15 protein-coding genes are annotated in these 16,791 nt (G+C 72.0%); 9 read left to right on the forward strand and 6 right to left on the reverse strand.

Annotated elements, in window-relative coordinates:
- Positions 1-68: 68 nt before the first annotated feature.
- Together AB0F88_RS34275 and AB0F88_RS34280 are read left to right on the forward strand one after the other, a co-directional pair.
- Positions 69-2,384: a serine/threonine protein kinase gene (locus AB0F88_RS34275; RefSeq protein WP_362693828.1), complete on the forward strand. Its 2,316-nt coding sequence runs from the start codon at positions 69-71 to the stop codon at positions 2,382-2,384.
- A complete protein-coding gene (locus AB0F88_RS34280; protein ID WP_362693831.1) occupies positions 2,384-2,743 on the forward strand; it encodes a YbaB/EbfC family nucleoid-associated protein in 360 nt (119 codons plus the stop codon). Before AB0F88_RS34275 ends, AB0F88_RS34280 begins: the two co-directional genes overlap by 1 nt.
- A 217-nt stretch (positions 2,744-2,960) precedes the next feature.
- Here the strand turns inward: AB0F88_RS34280 and AB0F88_RS34285 are convergent, their stop codons facing one another.
- The 3 genes from AB0F88_RS34285 to eccCa form a co-directional block, all read right to left on the reverse strand.
- Positions 2,961-3,920, reverse strand: coding sequence for a hypothetical protein (locus AB0F88_RS34285; RefSeq protein WP_362693834.1), 960 nt, complete (start codon positions 3,918-3,920; stop codon positions 2,961-2,963).
- Positions 3,917-4,297, reverse strand: coding sequence for a hypothetical protein (locus tag AB0F88_RS34290; protein WP_362693837.1), 381 nt, complete (start codon positions 4,295-4,297; stop codon positions 3,917-3,919). The genes AB0F88_RS34285 and AB0F88_RS34290 overlap by 4 nt, the downstream gene beginning before the upstream one ends.
- Positions 4,298-4,384: 87 nt before the next feature.
- Positions 4,385-8,350, reverse strand: a complete 3,966-nt coding sequence (gene eccCa, locus AB0F88_RS34295; protein WP_362693840.1) for a type VII secretion protein EccCa — start codon at positions 8,348-8,350, stop codon at positions 4,385-4,387.
- Positions 8,351-8,631: 281 nt separating this feature from the next.
- On the opposite strand from eccCa, the gene eccD reads away from it, so the two are divergent.
- The gene (gene eccD / locus AB0F88_RS34300; protein ID WP_362693843.1) at positions 8,632-10,017 is read left to right on the forward strand and encodes a type VII secretion integral membrane protein EccD; all 1,386 of its coding nucleotides are present in this window, start codon (positions 8,632-8,634) and stop codon (positions 10,015-10,017) included.
- Between the two features lie 55 nt (positions 10,018-10,072).
- On the opposite strand, the gene AB0F88_RS34305 is transcribed toward eccD, so the two are convergent.
- Genes AB0F88_RS34305 through AB0F88_RS34315 form a run of 3 tightly spaced genes read right to left on the reverse strand, consistent with a single transcriptional unit; the run spans position 10,073 to position 11,647 of the window.
- A complete protein-coding gene (locus AB0F88_RS34305; protein ID WP_362693846.1) occupies positions 10,073-10,507 on the reverse strand; it encodes a YbaB/EbfC family nucleoid-associated protein in 435 nt (144 codons plus the stop codon).
- Positions 10,504-11,313, reverse strand: a complete 810-nt coding sequence (locus AB0F88_RS34310) for a hypothetical protein (RefSeq protein WP_362693849.1) — start codon at positions 11,311-11,313, stop codon at positions 10,504-10,506. Before AB0F88_RS34310 ends, AB0F88_RS34305 begins: the two co-directional genes overlap by 4 nt.
- 31 nt (positions 11,314-11,344) lie before the next feature.
- Positions 11,345-11,647 carry a hypothetical protein gene (locus tag AB0F88_RS34315; RefSeq protein WP_362693852.1) on the reverse strand — a complete coding sequence of 101 codons (303 nt, stop codon included), beginning with the start codon at positions 11,645-11,647 and terminating at the stop codon, positions 11,345-11,347.
- 203 nt (positions 11,648-11,850) lie between these two features.
- Here AB0F88_RS34315 and eccB point away from each other — a divergent pair, with 203 nt between their 5' ends.
- From eccB to AB0F88_RS34345, 6 genes are all read left to right on the forward strand, one after another.
- Positions 11,851-13,278 (forward strand): type VII secretion protein EccB, encoded by a 1,428-nt coding sequence (gene eccB, locus AB0F88_RS34320; RefSeq protein ID WP_362693856.1) that lies wholly within the window; start codon positions 11,851-11,853, stop codon positions 13,276-13,278.
- Positions 13,279-13,386: 108 nt separating this feature from the next.
- Positions 13,387-13,701 carry a WXG100 family type VII secretion target gene (locus AB0F88_RS34325; RefSeq protein ID WP_362693859.1) on the forward strand — a complete coding sequence of 105 codons (315 nt, stop codon included), beginning with the start codon at positions 13,387-13,389 and terminating at the stop codon, positions 13,699-13,701.
- A 22-nt stretch (positions 13,702-13,723) separates the two neighbouring features.
- On the forward strand, positions 13,724-14,029 hold the full coding sequence (locus AB0F88_RS34330; protein WP_344917995.1) for a WXG100 family type VII secretion target: 306 nt from the start codon (positions 13,724-13,726) through the stop codon (positions 14,027-14,029).
- Positions 14,030-14,138: 109 nt separating this feature from the next.
- Positions 14,139-14,507 carry a hypothetical protein gene (locus tag AB0F88_RS34335; protein WP_362693863.1) on the forward strand — a complete coding sequence of 123 codons (369 nt, stop codon included), beginning with the start codon at positions 14,139-14,141 and terminating at the stop codon, positions 14,505-14,507.
- 6 nt (positions 14,508-14,513) lie between these two features.
- On the forward strand, positions 14,514-15,950 hold the full coding sequence (locus AB0F88_RS34340; RefSeq protein ID WP_362693866.1) for a hypothetical protein: 1,437 nt from the start codon (positions 14,514-14,516) through the stop codon (positions 15,948-15,950).
- Positions 15,951-16,044: 94 nt separating this feature from the next.
- A complete protein-coding gene (locus AB0F88_RS34345; protein ID WP_362693869.1) occupies positions 16,045-16,686 on the forward strand; it encodes an MBL fold metallo-hydrolase in 642 nt (213 codons plus the stop codon).
- Positions 16,687-16,791: the final 105 nt, after the last annotated feature.

The raw sequence follows: 16,791 nt of genomic DNA on the forward strand, positions 1-16,791 counted from the left end.
AAATTTGGTTGGATGGTGCTCGATTAGCTTAAAGCGGCTTTATTGACAGCTGTGCTGGAAGGAATGCAATGGGGTATTTGCACCCATTACTGCCTGAAGATCCCAAGCGCATCGGTGTGTACATCCTGGTCGGCCGGCTCGACCCGGATCCGGAACACGCCGTCTACCTGGGACATCTTCCCGACGACGACACCATCCGCGTCATCCGCCTCCTGGCCGCCGAGCCGGAGGCCCCCGACCCCCGGGTGCGGGAGCGGATCACGAACGAGCTGCACGCCGCCAAGCGCGCCTCCGGGGCGCACACCGCCAGGCTGCTGGAGGTCGGCTGGTTCGACGACCGTCCGTACGTGGTCCGCGAGCACGTCGAGGGACCCACGCTGCGGCAGGCGGTGGCCGGGGACGGGCCGCTCACGGGTGACGCGCTGGAGCGGTTCGCCGTCGGCACGCTCACCGCGCTGACCGCCCTCCACCTGTCCGGCCTCGCCCACGGGTCGCTCACCCCGGACACCGTACTGCTCGGCCCGGACGGTCCCCGCGTCTTCGACATCGGGCTCGACCCCGTCGCGGGCGAGCGGGAGCCGGACTACCGCGCTCCCGAGCACATCCGCGAGGAGACCGCCTCCTCCACTCCCTCGGCGCCGGAGGCGAGCAGGCCCGCGGACCTCTTCGCCTGGGCGGCCACGGTCGTCTACGCCGCGACCGGGCGGCCGCCCTTCGGCGGCCGGCCGGAGAGGGTCCTGGAGGGCCCCGCGGACCTGACCGGCCTGCCCGCGGAGCTCCGGCCCGTCCTCGTCGCCTGCCTGGACAAGCGATCGCAGGAGCGCCCGGACGCCAAGGCCGCCATGCTGCGCCTGCTCGGTGAGCCCGAGGCGCCGGACGCGCCGGCTCCCCTCCCCGGCGCCGCCGCCGATCCCGCGCTCCTCCCTCTCCCCGGCCTCGTCTCCGGCACCGTCTCGGGTACCGGAACGGACATCGGCGCGGGTGGCGGCGTGGAGGCGCGGCCGGGTGCGGACGTCACGGGGGCCACGCGCGGGGACGGCTCCCCGCCGGACGAGAACATCCCCGGCGACATTCCCGGCGCGGCCGTGCCGCGGCAGGCGGAGCCCGCGACGTCGGTCTGGGGAGCTCCGCAGCTTCCCCGGGGCGCGTCCCCCGCTCCCGGTGCTCCGGCCCCGGCGCCCGCGAACGCCGCCGGGAACCGTCCGAGGACGGGCAACTTCTCGATGGCGCTGGCCGCCTGCGTCGGCGTGATCGTCCTGCTCTCCGGCCTGGGGCTGTGGGCCGCCGGGCGGTACACCGCCCTGAGCGAGCTGGAGCGGGCCTCCGCCGACGGCGCGATGCCCGAGGTGTCGCTCGGGCTGGCGGACCAGTCACGGGACGAGCCGCAGGGGCAGGACCCGGTGCAGAACACCGGTGACGACCCCGCGGGCAAGGTGACCGTGCCCTGGGGGACGACGCCCGACCCCCAGGTCGCGGAGGTGGGGCCGCTGCGGCTGCCCAGCGACGCCCCCACCGCCCTGCCCCAGGTCCCGACCATCGGCGCGTACACCGATCCTCCGGTGCCGGTGCCGACGGCGCCGCTCACCACGGCTCCGACCGTGCCCGCGGTGCCGACGCCCACGGCCGGGGTGCCCTCCGCCGCGGCGTCGTCCACGTCGGCGGTCCAGCCGACGCCGACGCCGACCCCGTCCCTGACCGTCGAGCCGGAGCAGCCTCCGACCGGGACGCCGACCCCGGTCCCGAGCCCGACCCCCACCCCGGCCCCGCCGGGCACTCCGGGGCCGACTCCCACCCCGACGCCGGCCCTGCCCCAGGGAACTCCCGGCCTGACTCCCACCCCGACGCCGACTCCGGCGCCGGCCAGACCGTCCGTCAAGCCCTCGCAGTCCGCCAGGCCCTCACAGACGGCGAAGCCCTCACAAACCGCCAAGCCCTCACAGACGGCGAGGCCCTCACAGACGGCGAAGCCCTCGCAGACGAGCAAGCCGACGGTGCGGCCCACCTCGCCCACGCCCACACCCCCGGCCGTGCGACCGTCGTCCCCGCCGCCGGTACAGCGCACCAACCCCTACACCCCGGAGAAGGTCTGCGGGCTGAACTACTCGGTGCAGCGGCAGGCCCCGTTCAAGGGCGGGACCGTCTACCAGCTCTTCAACAGCGTCACGAAGAACACCTGCGTGGTCACCCTGAAGAGCATGGACGTGGGCATCGCCTCCCCGCTCTGGGTCACCCTTGAGGTCATGGGCGGCCCGGCCAAGAGCGACCGCGGCAGTTACGAGTACTACGCGGGCCCGGTCGTCCTGCCGGCCCAGGGCAAGTGCGTGCGCCTCAACGGCGGCAGCCCCTCCGGCTCCTCCGCTCTCGACTGGGGGAGCTGCAAGTGATGCGCGGCGAGCGGGAGAGCGTGCCCGGTATGTCCGGCGGGCCGTACTCACCGACCGGTGATCCGGAGACGGACCGGCTTCTCGCGATGATCGAGGGGCAGACGACCCGGATGGAGGAGGTCGGCCAGAGCCTGGCCGAGGCCAGGGGGCGCGGCGAGGCGGCCGGCGGCCAAGTGTCGGTGGAGGTGCTGGCCAGCGGCGCGCTGGCGGCCCTCCACATCGACCCGCGTGCCCTCCGCCTGGGCTCCGAAGCTCTCGCGGAGGCAATCCTGGCGGCCTCGGGCGAGGCCGTCGGTGACGCCACCGAGCAGGCCGGCGCGCTGCTGAACTCGCTCCTGGAAGACCCCTTCGGGGATTGACCCCGAGCACGGTGTCCGGCCCCGGGCGAAGGCCCGGGGCCGGACGTCCAGGGCCGGACGTCCAGGGAGCCGGCCGTCTGGAGGCGCCGGAAACGGCGGCCCCGCTCAAGGCAGGTGACTCCCGGCCGTACGAGAGCCCCGCGCTCGAAGCAGGCGACCTGACGGCGCCGGCGCCCCGCGTTCGAAGCAGGTGGCCCGGCCGCACGGAGCCTCGCGCTCAGGCGGGCGGCTTGGCCGTGCGGGAGCCGTGCACGATGAGCTTGGAGATCCACTGATCCCAGCTGGGCATACCGGGATTCCCCTGGAGCGTGTTGTCCGTCACGGTGTACATCCCCGAACCGACCAGCCGGGACAGCAGGTTGTTCACCGCCTGGTTGGAGGTCGGTATGTTGAGCGAAGAGCCGAGCTTGCTCAAAGGCGCGCTCACAGAGTTGAGCTTGGTCAGGTCGTAGGCGCCGTTGAAGGCCATGTTGCTGGCGAAGCCCCGGGCGAACTGCTTGAAGTTCTCGCCCGCGCCGGTGACGTCGTTGCCGGTGAGATCCTTCTCGACCCCCGCGGCCTTGAAGATGGTCCACTGGAGCGCCTGCTGGCCGCCCGCGTAGCCCAGGCTGTCGCCCAGGTAGTAGAACGAGTTATAGATGATCTTCTCGACGCTGATCTTGAAGAGCTTCATCTGCAGGATCGCGCGGCCCTTGAAGAACCTGTCCATGATCTGCTTCTGCACGGCCGCCCCGATGCCCGCGGTGCCCCAGCCCCAGGCCACCGTGAAGACCATGTTCACCCAGGCCTGGATCGCGAGCACGATCAGCACGTACCGGGTGACCTCCACGGCGTGGGCGTAGTCGCGGCAGGCCTGGGCGATCGCCCGGCAGAATTTGGCGACCTCACCGGGGTAGGGAAAGAACTTGCCCGTCCACAGCGCTCTGAACTCCTGCACGGACGCGCCGCCGTTGTTCTTCCAGACCTGCTCGGCGACGCCGTTCGCGTCGTTGCCGGTGCGTTCGATGGTGTCGGCCAGGCCCTCCCAGATGTCCGCCGCCGCGCGCAACTTGTCCGGGTCGCCCTCCGGCCAGCTCACGCCGAGCATGGACGTGACGAACGCGGCGCCGCCGATGGAGCCGGCCCCCATCGCGGTCTTGACGGGGTTGGCCTTGATGAACGCTCCCAGGCCGCTCATTTGAGCTCGGCCTTGTTGGTGACGTCGATCTCGGGGCCGACGACCGCCTTGATCATCCCCTCGACCGTGGCCCAGTTGGCCCCGGTGACGTTGTCGCCGGCCAGGCCCAGGTTGTCGCCGATCTTGCGGTAACCGTCCCTGATGCCCTGGACGTGGCTTTTGGCCTCGCCCGTGGCGGCGAAGTAGCCCTTGCCGTGCGAGGTGCCCGCGAACTTCTGGCCGGCCTCGTCGTTGCCCCAGAAGTTGCCGAGGGCCTCGAGGTCGTTCATGGCCTTGGTGAAGGCCCTGCCGAGCTCGTCGCTCTCGGCGTGAAAGTCTTCCTTGCGTTTTTTCAGGTCGCTCGGACTGACGTCCGTCGGCTCCGGAGAGTATGCCAAGAGATCCCCCTGAACGTGACACACGTTTAGAGAGTGATGCTAGTCATCTTTTGTTGCGAAAAAACACCCTTTATCGTCGATTGCCGTTCACTTCTCGGGGTCGGGTTGGGCGACGAACGCGGTCTGGACGAGGCGCACGCCGTTCCTCCGGTCGGAGAGATAGGCGCGGCCCGGCGGCAGCGCGTGCGGGCGCACCCCGAACAGCACGCCCTCGTCCTTGTGGCCCGACATCATGACGGCCGGGGTGGCCATGTCCTTGAGCCGCTGGAGCACCGGGTCGAACATCGCCCGTCCCGCGCCGCCCATCGCGCGGGCCAGCACCAGGTGCAGGCCGATGTCGCGGGCCTGGGGCAGCAGATCGAGCAGCGGGCCGAGCGGGTTGGCGCCCGAGGCCACCACGTCGTAGTCGTCGACCACGATGTAGATGTCCGCCCCCTTCCACCAGCCGCGCGACCGCAGCTCCTCGGGCGAGAGGTTCGCCGGGGGGAGCCGCTTGATCAGTGACTCCCTGATCTCGCCGATGAACTCGGTGGCGGCGGTCGAGGAGGCCGCGTACCCGATGCGGTGCTCGGTGTAGGCGGCGTCCAGCAGCGAGCGGCGGTAGTCGATGACGACGAGGCGGGCCTGCGACGGCTCGTGGCGGGCCACGACGCCCTCGGCCACCAGGCGCAGCAGGTTGGACTTGCCGCTCTCGTTGTCGCCGAAGACGACCAGGTGGGGGTCGGCGTCGAAGTCGGCGAGCACCGGCGAGAGGGTGCTCTCGTCGATGCCCAGCGGGATGCGCGCGCCGGTCTCCTCGGGGCCCGGCAGGCTCTCCGGCGCGAGGACGGCGGGCAGCAGCCGCACCCTGGGGGCTGGCGGGCCCTGCCAGGCGGTGGCGACGGACTCGACCATCGCCCGGGTGGCGACGGGCAGGTCGTCGCTCTGGTCGCCGCCGTCGACGCGAGGCAGGGCGCTCAGGAAATGCAGGCCGTCGCGGGTCAGGCCGCGCCCCGGCACGCCCTCGGGAACCGCCATCGCGGTCCTGCGGTTCACCTCGGACTCGTAGGCGTCGCCCAGCCTCAGCTCCACCCGGGAGCCGAACAGGTCGCGGATGGACGGCCGGAACTCCGACCACTTGTTGGTCGCCGCGACCACGTGGATGCCGTAGCTGAGGCCGCGGGCGGCCAGCTCGGTGATCGTGGGCTCCAGCGACTCGAACTCCTGGCGGACCGTGAGCCAGCCGTCGACCACGAGGAAGACGTCCCCGAAGCCGCCGGGGTCCACGGTCCCCGCGGCGATCTGGCGCCGGTAGGTGGAGATCGAGTCGATGCCCAGCTCGGCGAACTCGCGCTCTCGCCGCGCGAGCAGCGTGGTGACCTCGGCGACGGTACGGCGGACCCGGTCGGTGTCCAGCCGGTTGGCCACCCCGCCGACGTGCGGCAGGCCCTCCAGCGAGGCGAGGGCGCCGCCGCCGAAGTCCAGGCAGTAGAACTGCACCTCGGCGGGGGTGTGGGTGAGGGCGAGACCGGCGATCAGTGTGCGCAGCACGGTGCTCTTGCCGCTCTGCGGGCCGCCGGCCACGGCCAGGTGCCCGGCGGCGCCCGACAGGTCGAGCCAGTACGGGTCGCGCCGCTGCTCGAAGGGACGGTCGACGACGCCGAGCAGCGCGTGCAGCCCCCCGCGTCCCTGCCAGTGCGCGGTCGTCAGCCCGTGCTGCGGGGTGACGGACAGGGGCGGCAGGAGCTGGTCCAGCGAGGGCGGCTCGGCCAGCGGCGGCAGCCAGATCCGGTGCGCGGGCGGGCCCTGCCCGCCCAGCCTGCGGACCACGACGTCGAGCAGCGTGTCGCGCCCCGCGCTGACGGCCTCCGGTTCCTCCTCGGGCTCCGCCTGGACGGGAGGCGCGATGTAGGCGGGACCGTACGGGACGATCTGCCGCCCCTCGGCCCGCTCGCGCCGCACGACCCGCCGCTCGGGGGTGTAGGGCCCGGAGACGTACGCGGCCTTGAAGCGGACCATCCCGGTGGTGTCGAACTTCAGGAAGGCGTTGCCCGGCGCCGAGGGCAGCTCGTAGGCGTCGGTCACGCCGAGCACCACCCGGCTCTCCATCGCCGAGAAGGTCCGCAGGCCGATCCGGTACGACAGGTGGGTGTCCAGGCCGCGCAGCCTGCCCTCCTCCAGCCGCTGCGAGGCCAGCAGCAGGTGCACCCCCAGGGACCTGCCGAGACGGCCGATCATCACGAAGAGCTCGATGAACTCGGGCTTGGCCGACAGCAGCTCGCTGAACTCGTCCAGCACCACGAAGAGGGTGGGCATCGGGCGCAGGTCGGCCCCCTGCTCCCTGGCCTGCTCGTAGTCGCGCAGCGAGGCGTAGTTCCCGGCGGCGCGGAGCAGCTCCTGGCGCCGTACCATCTCGCCGTGCAGGGCGGCGTGCATGCGGTCGACCAGCGGCAGCTCGTCGGCGAGGTTGGTGATGACGGCCGAGACGTGCGGCAGGGAGTCCATGCCCAGGAAGGTCGCGCCGCCCTTGAAGTCGACGAGCACGAAGTTCAGGACCTCCGACGAGTGCGCGACGGCGAGGCCGAGCACCAGCGTGCGCAGCAGCTCGCTCTTGCCGGAGCCGGTGGCGCCGATGACCAGGCCGTGCGGGCCCATGCCGCCCTGAGCCGACTCCTTGATGTCCAGCTCGACCGGGCGTCCGTCGGTCCCGACGCCGATCGGCACCCGCAGCCGGTTGCGCGGCGCCCTGGGACGCCAGAGCAGCGCCGGGTCCAGCCCCGCGGCGTCGCCGAGCCCCAGCAGCTCGGCCAGCGTGGTGTCGGCGGCGAGCGCGTCACCGCCCCCGGCTCCGGCCGGGGAGCCGCGCAGCGGGGCCAGCCGCCTGGCGAGCCCGTCGGCCTGCAGGTACGAGAACCGGTCGGGCCTGCCGAGCGGCGTGACGACCTCCTTGCCCGCCTGGTCGGTGGTGACCCGGCTGAACAGGTCGTCGGTGAGGCGCAGCCTGAGCATGGTCTTCTCGCCCGCCGGGGTGGTGGTCCCGTCGAGGTCGATGAGGGTGACCCCCTCGATCGCGTCGGCGCCCAGCGGGGAGTCCTGCGGGACGTGCCCGCCGTCGATGATCACGATGTGGTACGGGAGCGCCTCGGCGGAGACGCCCGGCTTGAACCGGGCCCGGTTCTTGAAGTCGGCGCCCAGCAGCCGGTCGAGCTCGCCCAGGTCGTCGGTCATGAGGCGGACGGGTCCCGCGGCGTCGGCCTCGTGCGGGTGCAGGGCGTGCGGGAGCCACTTGATCCACTCCCAGTGGGCCATCCACTCCTTGGACGCGCACACCGCGATCCTGAGCTCGTCCGGCGAGTGGAAGACCGCCAGCTGGCCGACGAGCGCCCTGACCATGTCGCGGACGGCCGCCTCCGGGCCGGTGGGCCTGACCCTGGCGAAGGAGTGCAGGGAGATGGCGATGGGCAGGTCCGCCACCGTCGAGTGGGCGCGGACGAAGCGGCGCAGCGCCCCGGCGGCCATGGCGTCCAGGTCCTCGACCGGCTTGGACTCCGGCGGTATGAGCTGGACGGCCAGGCGCTGGGAGCCGGTGCCCACCCGGACGGCGCCGAAGTCGGCGTCCGAGGGCCGCCGCTCCCACAGGCGGGCGCTCAGCGCGATCGTCCAGAGGATGTCGGGGTCGGGGCCGTTCCAGTTGAGCGCCTCGCGCTGCCTGGCCGCCGCGCGCCTGACCTTGGCGCGGGTCTGGGACAGGTAGCGGAAGTAGTCGCGGCGCAGGCCGTTGAGCCGCTGCTTGCGCTCCCCGCCCGCCCGGCCCATCTGGCCGATGGTCATGCCGACCATGGAGAGCGCGAACATGCCGCTGGCCACGTACATGATCGGGTTCCCGCCGCCGCCCCCGGCGAACATCAGCCCCATCGCGGCGCCGCCGGCCACCATCGGCAGGTACATGAGCACCTGTGTGAACCCCGCCGAGGTGGTCTCCGGGATCTCGGGTGGCGACTCCAGGAGGATCTCGCCGCGCGGCGCCGCCGGAGGTGGACGCCGCTCGGGACGCCGGACGACCACGATGCCCACTTCGCCCCCGATGTGAGTTAAGCAAATATTGTCCAGTCCGGAGTACCGTAGCGAAACCGCCCCCCGGGTTCGACGGAATCCTCGAGAACGCCTCGGGACCGATACCGGATGATCGCGGAGGTGTGTCCCCGCGCCCCGCGGACCGGGTGAGCCCCGGACGATCGCGGGGTGGACACCGTCCCGCGGACCGGATGAGCACCGGGTGATCGCGGGGTGAACACCGCGCACCTCGCGACCCCGGCGGGTGCCGGGCGATCGCGGAGGTGACTACCATGCGCCCTGTGAACCAGGTGACCGCAATCCCCCTGTGCCGCATCACCGTCGTCACCCCGCGCCGCCGGGTCGACCTCGCGGTGCCCGCGGACCTCCCCCTCTCCCACCTGCTGCCCGATCTGCTCGCCGCCACCGGCGAGAGCGCCGAGCAGATCGCGCCCGCCGGCGGCTGGGGGCTCCAGCGGATCGGCGCGGCCCCCATGCCCTCGGGCGCGGGCCTGTCCGAGCTGGGCATCAGGGACGGCGAGGTCCTCTACCTGCTCCCCCGCTCGTCCCAGCTGCCCGAGGCGATCTTCGATGACGTCGCCGACACCGTGGCGACCGGCGTCAAGGAGCGGACCGGCCGCTGGCGGGCCGCGCACACCAGGGGCGTGGGGCTGGGCACCGCGGCGCTGTCGATGATCGCCGCGTTCGCGGTGCTCGTGGTGAGCGGGCCGCCCTGGGGACCGGTCGTCGCCTTCGCCGGGGCGTGCGCGATCCTCGCCGTCGTGGCGAGCGCCGCGCTCTCCAGGGCCGTGGGCGACGGCCGGGCCGGTGCGACCATCGGCTACACCGCGCTGCCGCACGCCTTCCTGGCCGGGGCCTGCGTACCGGCTCCCCCCGCCGGTCCCGCCGTGTTCGGAGCGCCCAACCTGCTGGCCGGGTTCGCGGTGACCGCGCTGGTCGCCACCGTGACCGGCTGGGTCGTCGCCGAGGGACTGCCCAACTTCTTCGGCGTCGGGCTGGCCGCGGTGATCGGGACGATCTGCTCGGCGGTCGTCATGTTCACCGGGGCGCCCGCCGCCGGGGTGGCCGCGCTGGCCGCCGCGATAACCCTGGCCTGCGCCCCCCTCATCCCGACGACGTCCTTCCGGCTGGCGAGGCTCCCGCTGCCCGCGCTGCCCACCAACGCCGAGGAACTGCGCGGCGACACCGACGACATCGACGGCGCGGACATCCGGCGGCGCGCGACGGAGGCCGAGCGGTTCGCGACCGGCCTGACCGCGGGCGTCGCCCTGGTGGCGCTGGGCACGCTGCCGGTCCTGCTCACCGCGAGCGGGTGGACCGCCCCCGCGACCCTGATCACGCTCTCGCTGGCGCTGCTGATGCGCGCCCGCGTCTTCCAGGGGACCGGCCAGCGCCTCTGGTTGCTCGGCTCGGGGCTGGCCGGGCTGCTGGCGCTGGTCCTGGGCGTGGCGTTCACCACGCCGGACTCGGCCTTCGCGGTGACGATCGGCCTGGTGTGCGCGGCGGCGCTGGCGGGCGGGATGGCGCTGTTCCTCCCGCAGCGGCGCCCCTCCCCGTTCTGGGGACGCGCGGGGGACATCGTGGAGTTCTGCCTGATCCTGGCCCTGCTCCCGCTCGCGCTCGGGGTGATGGACGTGTACGCGGCCGTCAGGGGCCTGTCGGGCTGACCGGGGTTCCCCGGCCCGGGGCCCGTGCCGTCCGGGTCCCGCCCGGACGGCACGGTCAGTCTCGTCCCAGGTCGTCCAGGGTGCGGGCCAGATCCTGGCCGATGTCCTCGAAACGGCGCCGGGCGTCGGCCATGTCCAGCGGGAGCGGATCGCCGCCGGTGGCGGCGCGGAGCAGTTCCTCGTTCGCGCGCCCGGCGGCCTCCTGGGCGGCGCGGACCGCCTCGGTCACCGCCTCGGCGACGGTCTGGCTGTCCAGGCGCATGATGCGCGGCTCAAGGGTGATCTCCTTGATCCGCCCGGCGCCGTCCACCAGGGCACGGGCCAGGCCGTCGGCGCCGGACCCCTCTCCGGTGACGGTCTCCAGCTCGCCGAAGACCCCGCCGAGCCGCCGCAGCGTCTCCTCGCTCTGCCGCACGACGGCGTCCAGGTCCTCCAGGCGCAGGTTCTCGGGGTTTCCCAGGCGCAGGTTCTCGGGGATGGGATCGCTCACTTGTACGGCTCCGGCATCTCTTTCTTGGGGGACAGCCATTCGAACGTCCCGCCCTTGGGCAACTGCGGCGCCTGTCCGGGGGCGACGGCGGGCGCCTGCCGGTACGGCAGGAGCGAGGGGTCGATCCTCGCCTTCGTGAAGTCGACCTTGGCCGAGCCGGTGGGCTCCAGGTTGAACGACTGGACCCACGCCTTGCCGGAGAAGTAGACCGACATGCTCCCGGCCACCGAGGCGACGAGCCTGCCCAGCGCGCCGGTCGAGACGGCGATGATCTGGCTGGCCAGGGTGCCCAGCATCCTCAGGTTGACCATGGCGGTGGCCGCGTACGGGGTCGCCAGCATGGCCGCCGCGATCGTGGCGAGGGCCAGCAGGGTGGCCGCGATCTTGGCGATGGCGAGCCAGTACGCGCGGTAGGCGTCCCCCAGCTCGTCGACGATCCCGGCGACGTTCTTGACGTAGGCGCGCAGGCTCTCCAGCGCCTCCTGCATCCGCTGGACGGCGTCGTCGAACGCCTCCCTGTCGTCGGCGATCCAGCCCTCCTTCTCCTTGGTGAGCAGGACGGCGACGTAGCTCTTCACCGCGGTGTCCAGGCGCGAGTGGACGGACTCCCAGTTGTTGTAGGCGTCGGCCATTCCCGGCACGTTCGCCACGGCGGTGCTCGCGATCGCCACGCCCGCCCAGGCCGTGGGCGCCAGCCTGGCACCGCCCTTGAGGGTGGACAGGACCTTGGTGGAGTTCGTGATCACCCCCTTGGCGCTCCTGCCCGCCGTCAGCGGGCTCGGTCTCCCACCCGCTCTCGCGGTCATCCCGGCTCCCCCCGGCTCACTGGTGAACGGCTCACTGGTACACGACGGTGCTGTTGTCCTCCGCGGTCCGCCAGTTGGCGCGGGCGGTGGTCAGCGCGGCCGTCCACGACTCCAGCACCTCCACCGCGTCGTCGAACTTCTCCCCCACGTCCCGCTGGACCTCCCGGTAGCGCATCCCGACCGCGAGCTCGCCGACCGCCCCCCAGCCGGGAAATCCGACCGTCGTGTCGGCCAGCATCGCGTGCATCTCCCTGATCCTCGGGATGACGTCCTCCTCGATCTCCTTGCGAATGCTCTCGATCGCCTTGGAGGTGACGTACTTCTCCTGGGTCATGTGGCCTCCGTGATCACGTGTTCCCGGACATCTCCTACCATCCGGAGCCGGTCCCTCCCCACGCCTCGAAGGCCTGTTCACGGGGTCGCCGACGGCCGGAAACGTCCGGTACCACCGGCGTTCACCATCGGCGTCCCGTGCACCGCCCGGCGATCACGCTTCTATGCTGTCGGCGACCGCGCACCCGGCGAGGCGGAGGTGGGATGCAGACCCGTCGTGATCTCTATCAGGCGCACCGGCTGATGACCCAGCGCCTGGGCATGGCCCTGCTGCAGGGCGAGCCCGACGTGCCCGAGTCGCCGATGCGCAGGCACAACGTCGCGACGTTCTGCGGCGTGCTGGTCGCGGTGCTGGTGGCGGTGGCGTTCGGCATCTACGGCCTGCTGAAGCCCGGCGGCGCCACCGCGCTCACCGCGCCGGGGACGGTGATCGTCGAGGAGGAGTCGGGCGCGACCTTCGTCTACAGCGCGACGCGGGGCCAGATGATCCCGGTCGCCAACGTCACCTCGGCCCGGCTGCTGCTCGGCGGCGGGCAGGGCGTGGCGGTCCGCACGGTCTCCACGGCGTCGCTCACGCGCTTCCCGCGCGGGCTCCTGGTCGGCATCCCCGGTGCCCCCGAGTCCCTGCCGCCCCGCGGGCGGCTGGTCCGCGCCCCCTGGTCGGCCTGCGTGGTCGAGGGCGTGGACGCCACCGGGACGCGCACCCCGCACACCTCGCTGATCGGCGGCTTCGCGGTCGGCGGCACCCCGATCGGGCAGAACACCGCGATGGTCGTGGAGGAGGGCTCGCAGACCTGGCTGCTCTGGTCGGACCGGCGGATGCGGGTGCCGCAGGAGAGCCTGCGGGCGCTGACCGAGGAGCAGCCCCGGCAGGTTCCCGCGGCCTGGCTCAACGCGCTGCCCATCGGCCCCGACTTCCGCGCCCCGGCGCTCGCCGCCCGCGGCAGGTTGGTGCGCGGCCCCGACGGCAGGCGTTCCGTCGCGGGCCGGATCTACACCGTGCGCTCGGCGTCGGGCGGCGCGGCCAAGTGGTACGTCCTGCTCCCCGACGGCCTGGCCGCGCTCACACCCGCCCAGGCCGAGCTCCTGCTCCAGGACCCGGCCAGCAAGAAGGCGTACGGCAGGGCGCCGGTGCGCGCCGTGGAGATCGACGCGCCGACCGCGAACGGGATGCGGCGCTCGGCCACCCGCTTCGATCCGGCGGGGCTTCCCACGGCCATGCCTCGGGTCATCGCCCCCGACCCCGCCTCGCCGGTGTGCGCGGTCTACACCGACACCGAACGCGGATCGACCCGGGCGCGGCTGACCGTGGGCAGCACCATGCGCATCCCCGCGCCGCCGGCGGGCCGGTTCGACCAGGACTCGGTGGACCAGGTCGTGCTCCCGCCGGGGACCGCGTCGCTGGTGGGCGTGCTGCCGGGGAACGGCAGGCTGGACGCGGTCACCTCGGTCTTCCTGATCAGCGACCAGGGGCGGCGGCACGCGATCACCGCGACGGAGTCGCTGGCGAGCCTCGGCTACACCGCCGCGGACGTCGCGCCGCTGCCGGCGCACATCGTGCATCTGATCCCGCAGGGCCCCGCGCTCAGCCGGGCGGCGGCGGGAATCCCGGTGCCCGTGGGACAACCGTGATCCCCGTTACCAACGGTATATCTGTTTGTTACTGGTGAGAGATGCGCCCGCTGTCCACTTTGTAATGATCGAAACTCCTATGCCAGTCGAGCACCATGGAGGTGTCACGTGGTTCAGAAGACCTCCGCGTACCATTCGCGGCTTGGCGAGGCGTCACAGAAGACCGACGACGCCAAAACCACGATCAACCAGATCAAGACCCAGCTCGAAGGCCACCGGGGCGAGCTGCGCTCCGGCTGGGACGGCCAGTCCGCGGTCTCCTTCGACGGCGTGTTCAACGCCTGGAGCACCGAGATGACCAACATCCTGCGCGAGCTTGAGGGCCTGTCCGTCAAGCTCAAGAACATCCAGAAGAACTACGAGACCGCCCAGGAGAACCAGACCGCCGTGTCCAGGCGGCTCGGGGCCGACATCAACAGCTGACGGATTCGGAACGGGGATCACCATGGCTAGCGACTTCGACCGCACTCTTGTCGACTTCGGCCAGATGGACCGCTCTGCCGGCGACTTCGCCCGGCAGTGGCAGATGCTGGAAGGCACCCTCCAGAACCTGGAAGGGGATCTCGACCGGTTGCTCGGTGACTGGGAGGGCGACGCGCGCACGGCCTACTACGGCGCCCGCGCCCAGTGGGACGCGGCGTCCGGCCGGATGGCCGCGCTGCTCCAGCGCCTCGGTGGCGTCATCGAGATCGGCAGGGAGAACTTCGCGATGACCGAGAAGGTCAACGTCACGATGTTCGACGGACGCTGATCCCAGGAACCGGGTGGGCCACGGCGGTGCCGCGGCCCTCTCCGTGGCGGGGAGAACCGATCGGGTCGCGGCGCGGTGCCGCGGCCCCTCAGTAACGGGGAGAAGAGGCATGCCACCTCCCAAGGAAGAAAGCCCGGCCTGGCCAGGTCTCGACAAGGACCGCCCGACCGTCGAGCTCAAGCGCGACCGGATCAAGAAGCTGCTCCAGGCCCTCGAGGAGGACCTCGAACGCCTGGCGAGCTCGAACGAGGGATCGCTGTCGGACATGCGGTCCCTGACCAACCTGACCGAGGCCCAGATCGGCACCTGGGACACCGCCAAGGACGTCGCCAGGGTCACGCAGAAGGCCCACGTGAAAATCGGCACCGTCTATCAGGACACGATCGTCAAGTACCGGGCGGCGATCAACCTGCTGCGGGTCGCCGCCTACAACTACGAGGACGCCGAGCAGGCCAGCACCACGAACAAGGGGGGGTGAGACGCGATGGGCAGCGACCATGCGGTTCACCACATCAAGTTCAACGGCGAGAGCAGCCCGGGGATCGGCAGCCGGGACCACTACCGCGACTACAGCGCGACCGAGATCAGGGAGCTGCTGAAGGCCACCAACCCGCGGGCCATCGAGGACGCGGGACACGCCTACAACTCCGCGACGACCATGCTGAACAACAGTCACAGCCTGATCAGAGAGGTCGCCGGAGAGCTGGCGAAGGTATGGAGCGGTGACGCCTCGATCGAGGCGCAGAAGGCGCTCCAGCTCGTCCACAAGACGGTCAACGAGCTGGCACTCCGCTGCGGCCAGCTCGGCCCCCCGCTGATCTACTACGGCAAGGAGATCCTCCCCTCCTACATCGACAACGCGGCCAGGAGCGGCGCGTTCGAGTTCGACGACGGGCTGGACCTCATGCCGGGCGACAACTACAACCTGGGGACGTTCGGCGGGATCATCTTCACCGACAAGTCGGAGAACGACCTCGCCCGCGAGGACCTGATGGCGCTCAACGAGGAGCTGGTCGTCCTCTACGACAACATCCCCGCGACCGTGGAGAAGGACCTGCCCCGGCTGAGCGACCCGACCACCCCCCCGCTCACCACCCAGAACTATCCCAACGGCGGCGGGGGTTACCCGGGCGGCGGGGGAGGGTTCCCCGGTGGAGGCGGCTACCCCGGCGGTGCCGGCTATCCCGGTGGGGGTGGTTACCCCGGAGGTGGTGGTTACCCCGGAGGGGGTGCCGGCTACCCCGGCACCGGAACCCTGCCCGGCTTCCCTGGCGTCGGCTACCCGGGAGGCCCGGGTACGGGCGATCCGGGTACGGGTACGGGCGGCGGCTACCCGGACATCTCCAACCCCGCCTATCCGGGCGGTCCCGGTACGGGCGGTCCCGGTACGGGTGGCCCCGGCACGGGGCCCGGCACCATCCCGCCCGGCTTCACCGACCCGACAGGCCTGAACCCGAACAACCAGAACGTGGGCCTGGACCCGAACGATCCGCGCAACACCAAGCTGGCCGGTTTCGAGCCCACCGTGCCGGGCGGTCCCGGCACGGGGCCCGGCACCGGTCTCGGCCCCGGCACGGGACTCGGCCCCGGGACGGGACTCGGCCCCGGCACCGGCCTGCCCACCTACTCCGGGGGCGGCGGAGGGGGCCCGGGCCCCACCTCGCTCGGCCAGACCGGCTCCGCCGGGCCGACCTCCTGGGTCGGCACCGGTGGCACCACGGGGGCCGGCGGCGGCTTCGGCGCCGCCGGTGGCCCGCGGGCCGACGGCCGCCCCGGCATGGGCATGGGCGGCATGCCGTTCATGCCCATGGGCGGCGCGGCGGGCGAGGGGAACCAGGACCGCGAACGCTCCACCTGGCTCACCGAGGACGAGGACGTATGGGGTGGTGACGGCGGTATCGCACCGCCCGTGATCACCTGACCGGACCGCGCGGGGGGCGGCGCCTTCCCGGCAGCCTCCCGCGCGTGTCCCGCCCCCGCGGCACCATGATCCGCCCCGCCCATAAAGTGAAGAGATGAGACTCACGAAATTCGGGCACGCGTGTGTCCGCCTGGAGAAGGACGGCTCCGCCCTCGTGATCGACCCGGGCTCCTTCAGCGAGGAGTCCGCGCTCGACGGGGCGCGGGCCGTGCTCATCACCCACGAGCACTTCGACCACGTGGACGCCGACCGGCTGCGCCGGGCCGCCGAGGCCGACCCGTCCCTGCGGATCTGGACCAACGAGGGCGTGGCGGCCACGCTCACCGACGTCCCCGCCGAGATCCAGGTCGTACGGCACGGCGACACCTTCGACACGGCCGGTTTCGGGGTGAGGGTCGTCGGCGAGTGGCACGCCCCCAACCACCCGGACCTGCCGATCGTGCGCAACGTCGGCTTCCTGGTGGACGAGGAGGTCTTCTACCCGGGTGACGCGTTCACCCCGCCGGGTGTCGAGGTGCCCACGCTCATGGTGCCGACCAACGCGCCGTGGATGAAGGCGTCGGAGATGGTCGAGTATCTCCGCCAGGTCCGCCCCGCCCGCGCCTTCTCCACCCACGACGGCCTGCTCAACGACATCGGGCTCCGCCTGGTCGACATGTGGCTGGAGATGGAGTCCGACGGGCAGAAGGCCGACATGCGCCGCCTCAAGCCCGGCGAGTCGGTCACCCTGCCCTAGCGCCTCGGCGCTAGGTCCTGTTTCGTGGATCACTGAACGTGAATGGCGCGACCCGTGTCTTGGGCCTCGCTGGGTCCTCGCGCTGCGCGCATATCACGCTCAGGC

Origin of the sequence: Streptosporangium sp. NPDC023963 (genome assembly GCF_040639135.1) — a bacterium.
Lineage (GTDB): Bacteria > Actinomycetota > Actinomycetes > Streptosporangiales > Streptosporangiaceae > Streptosporangium.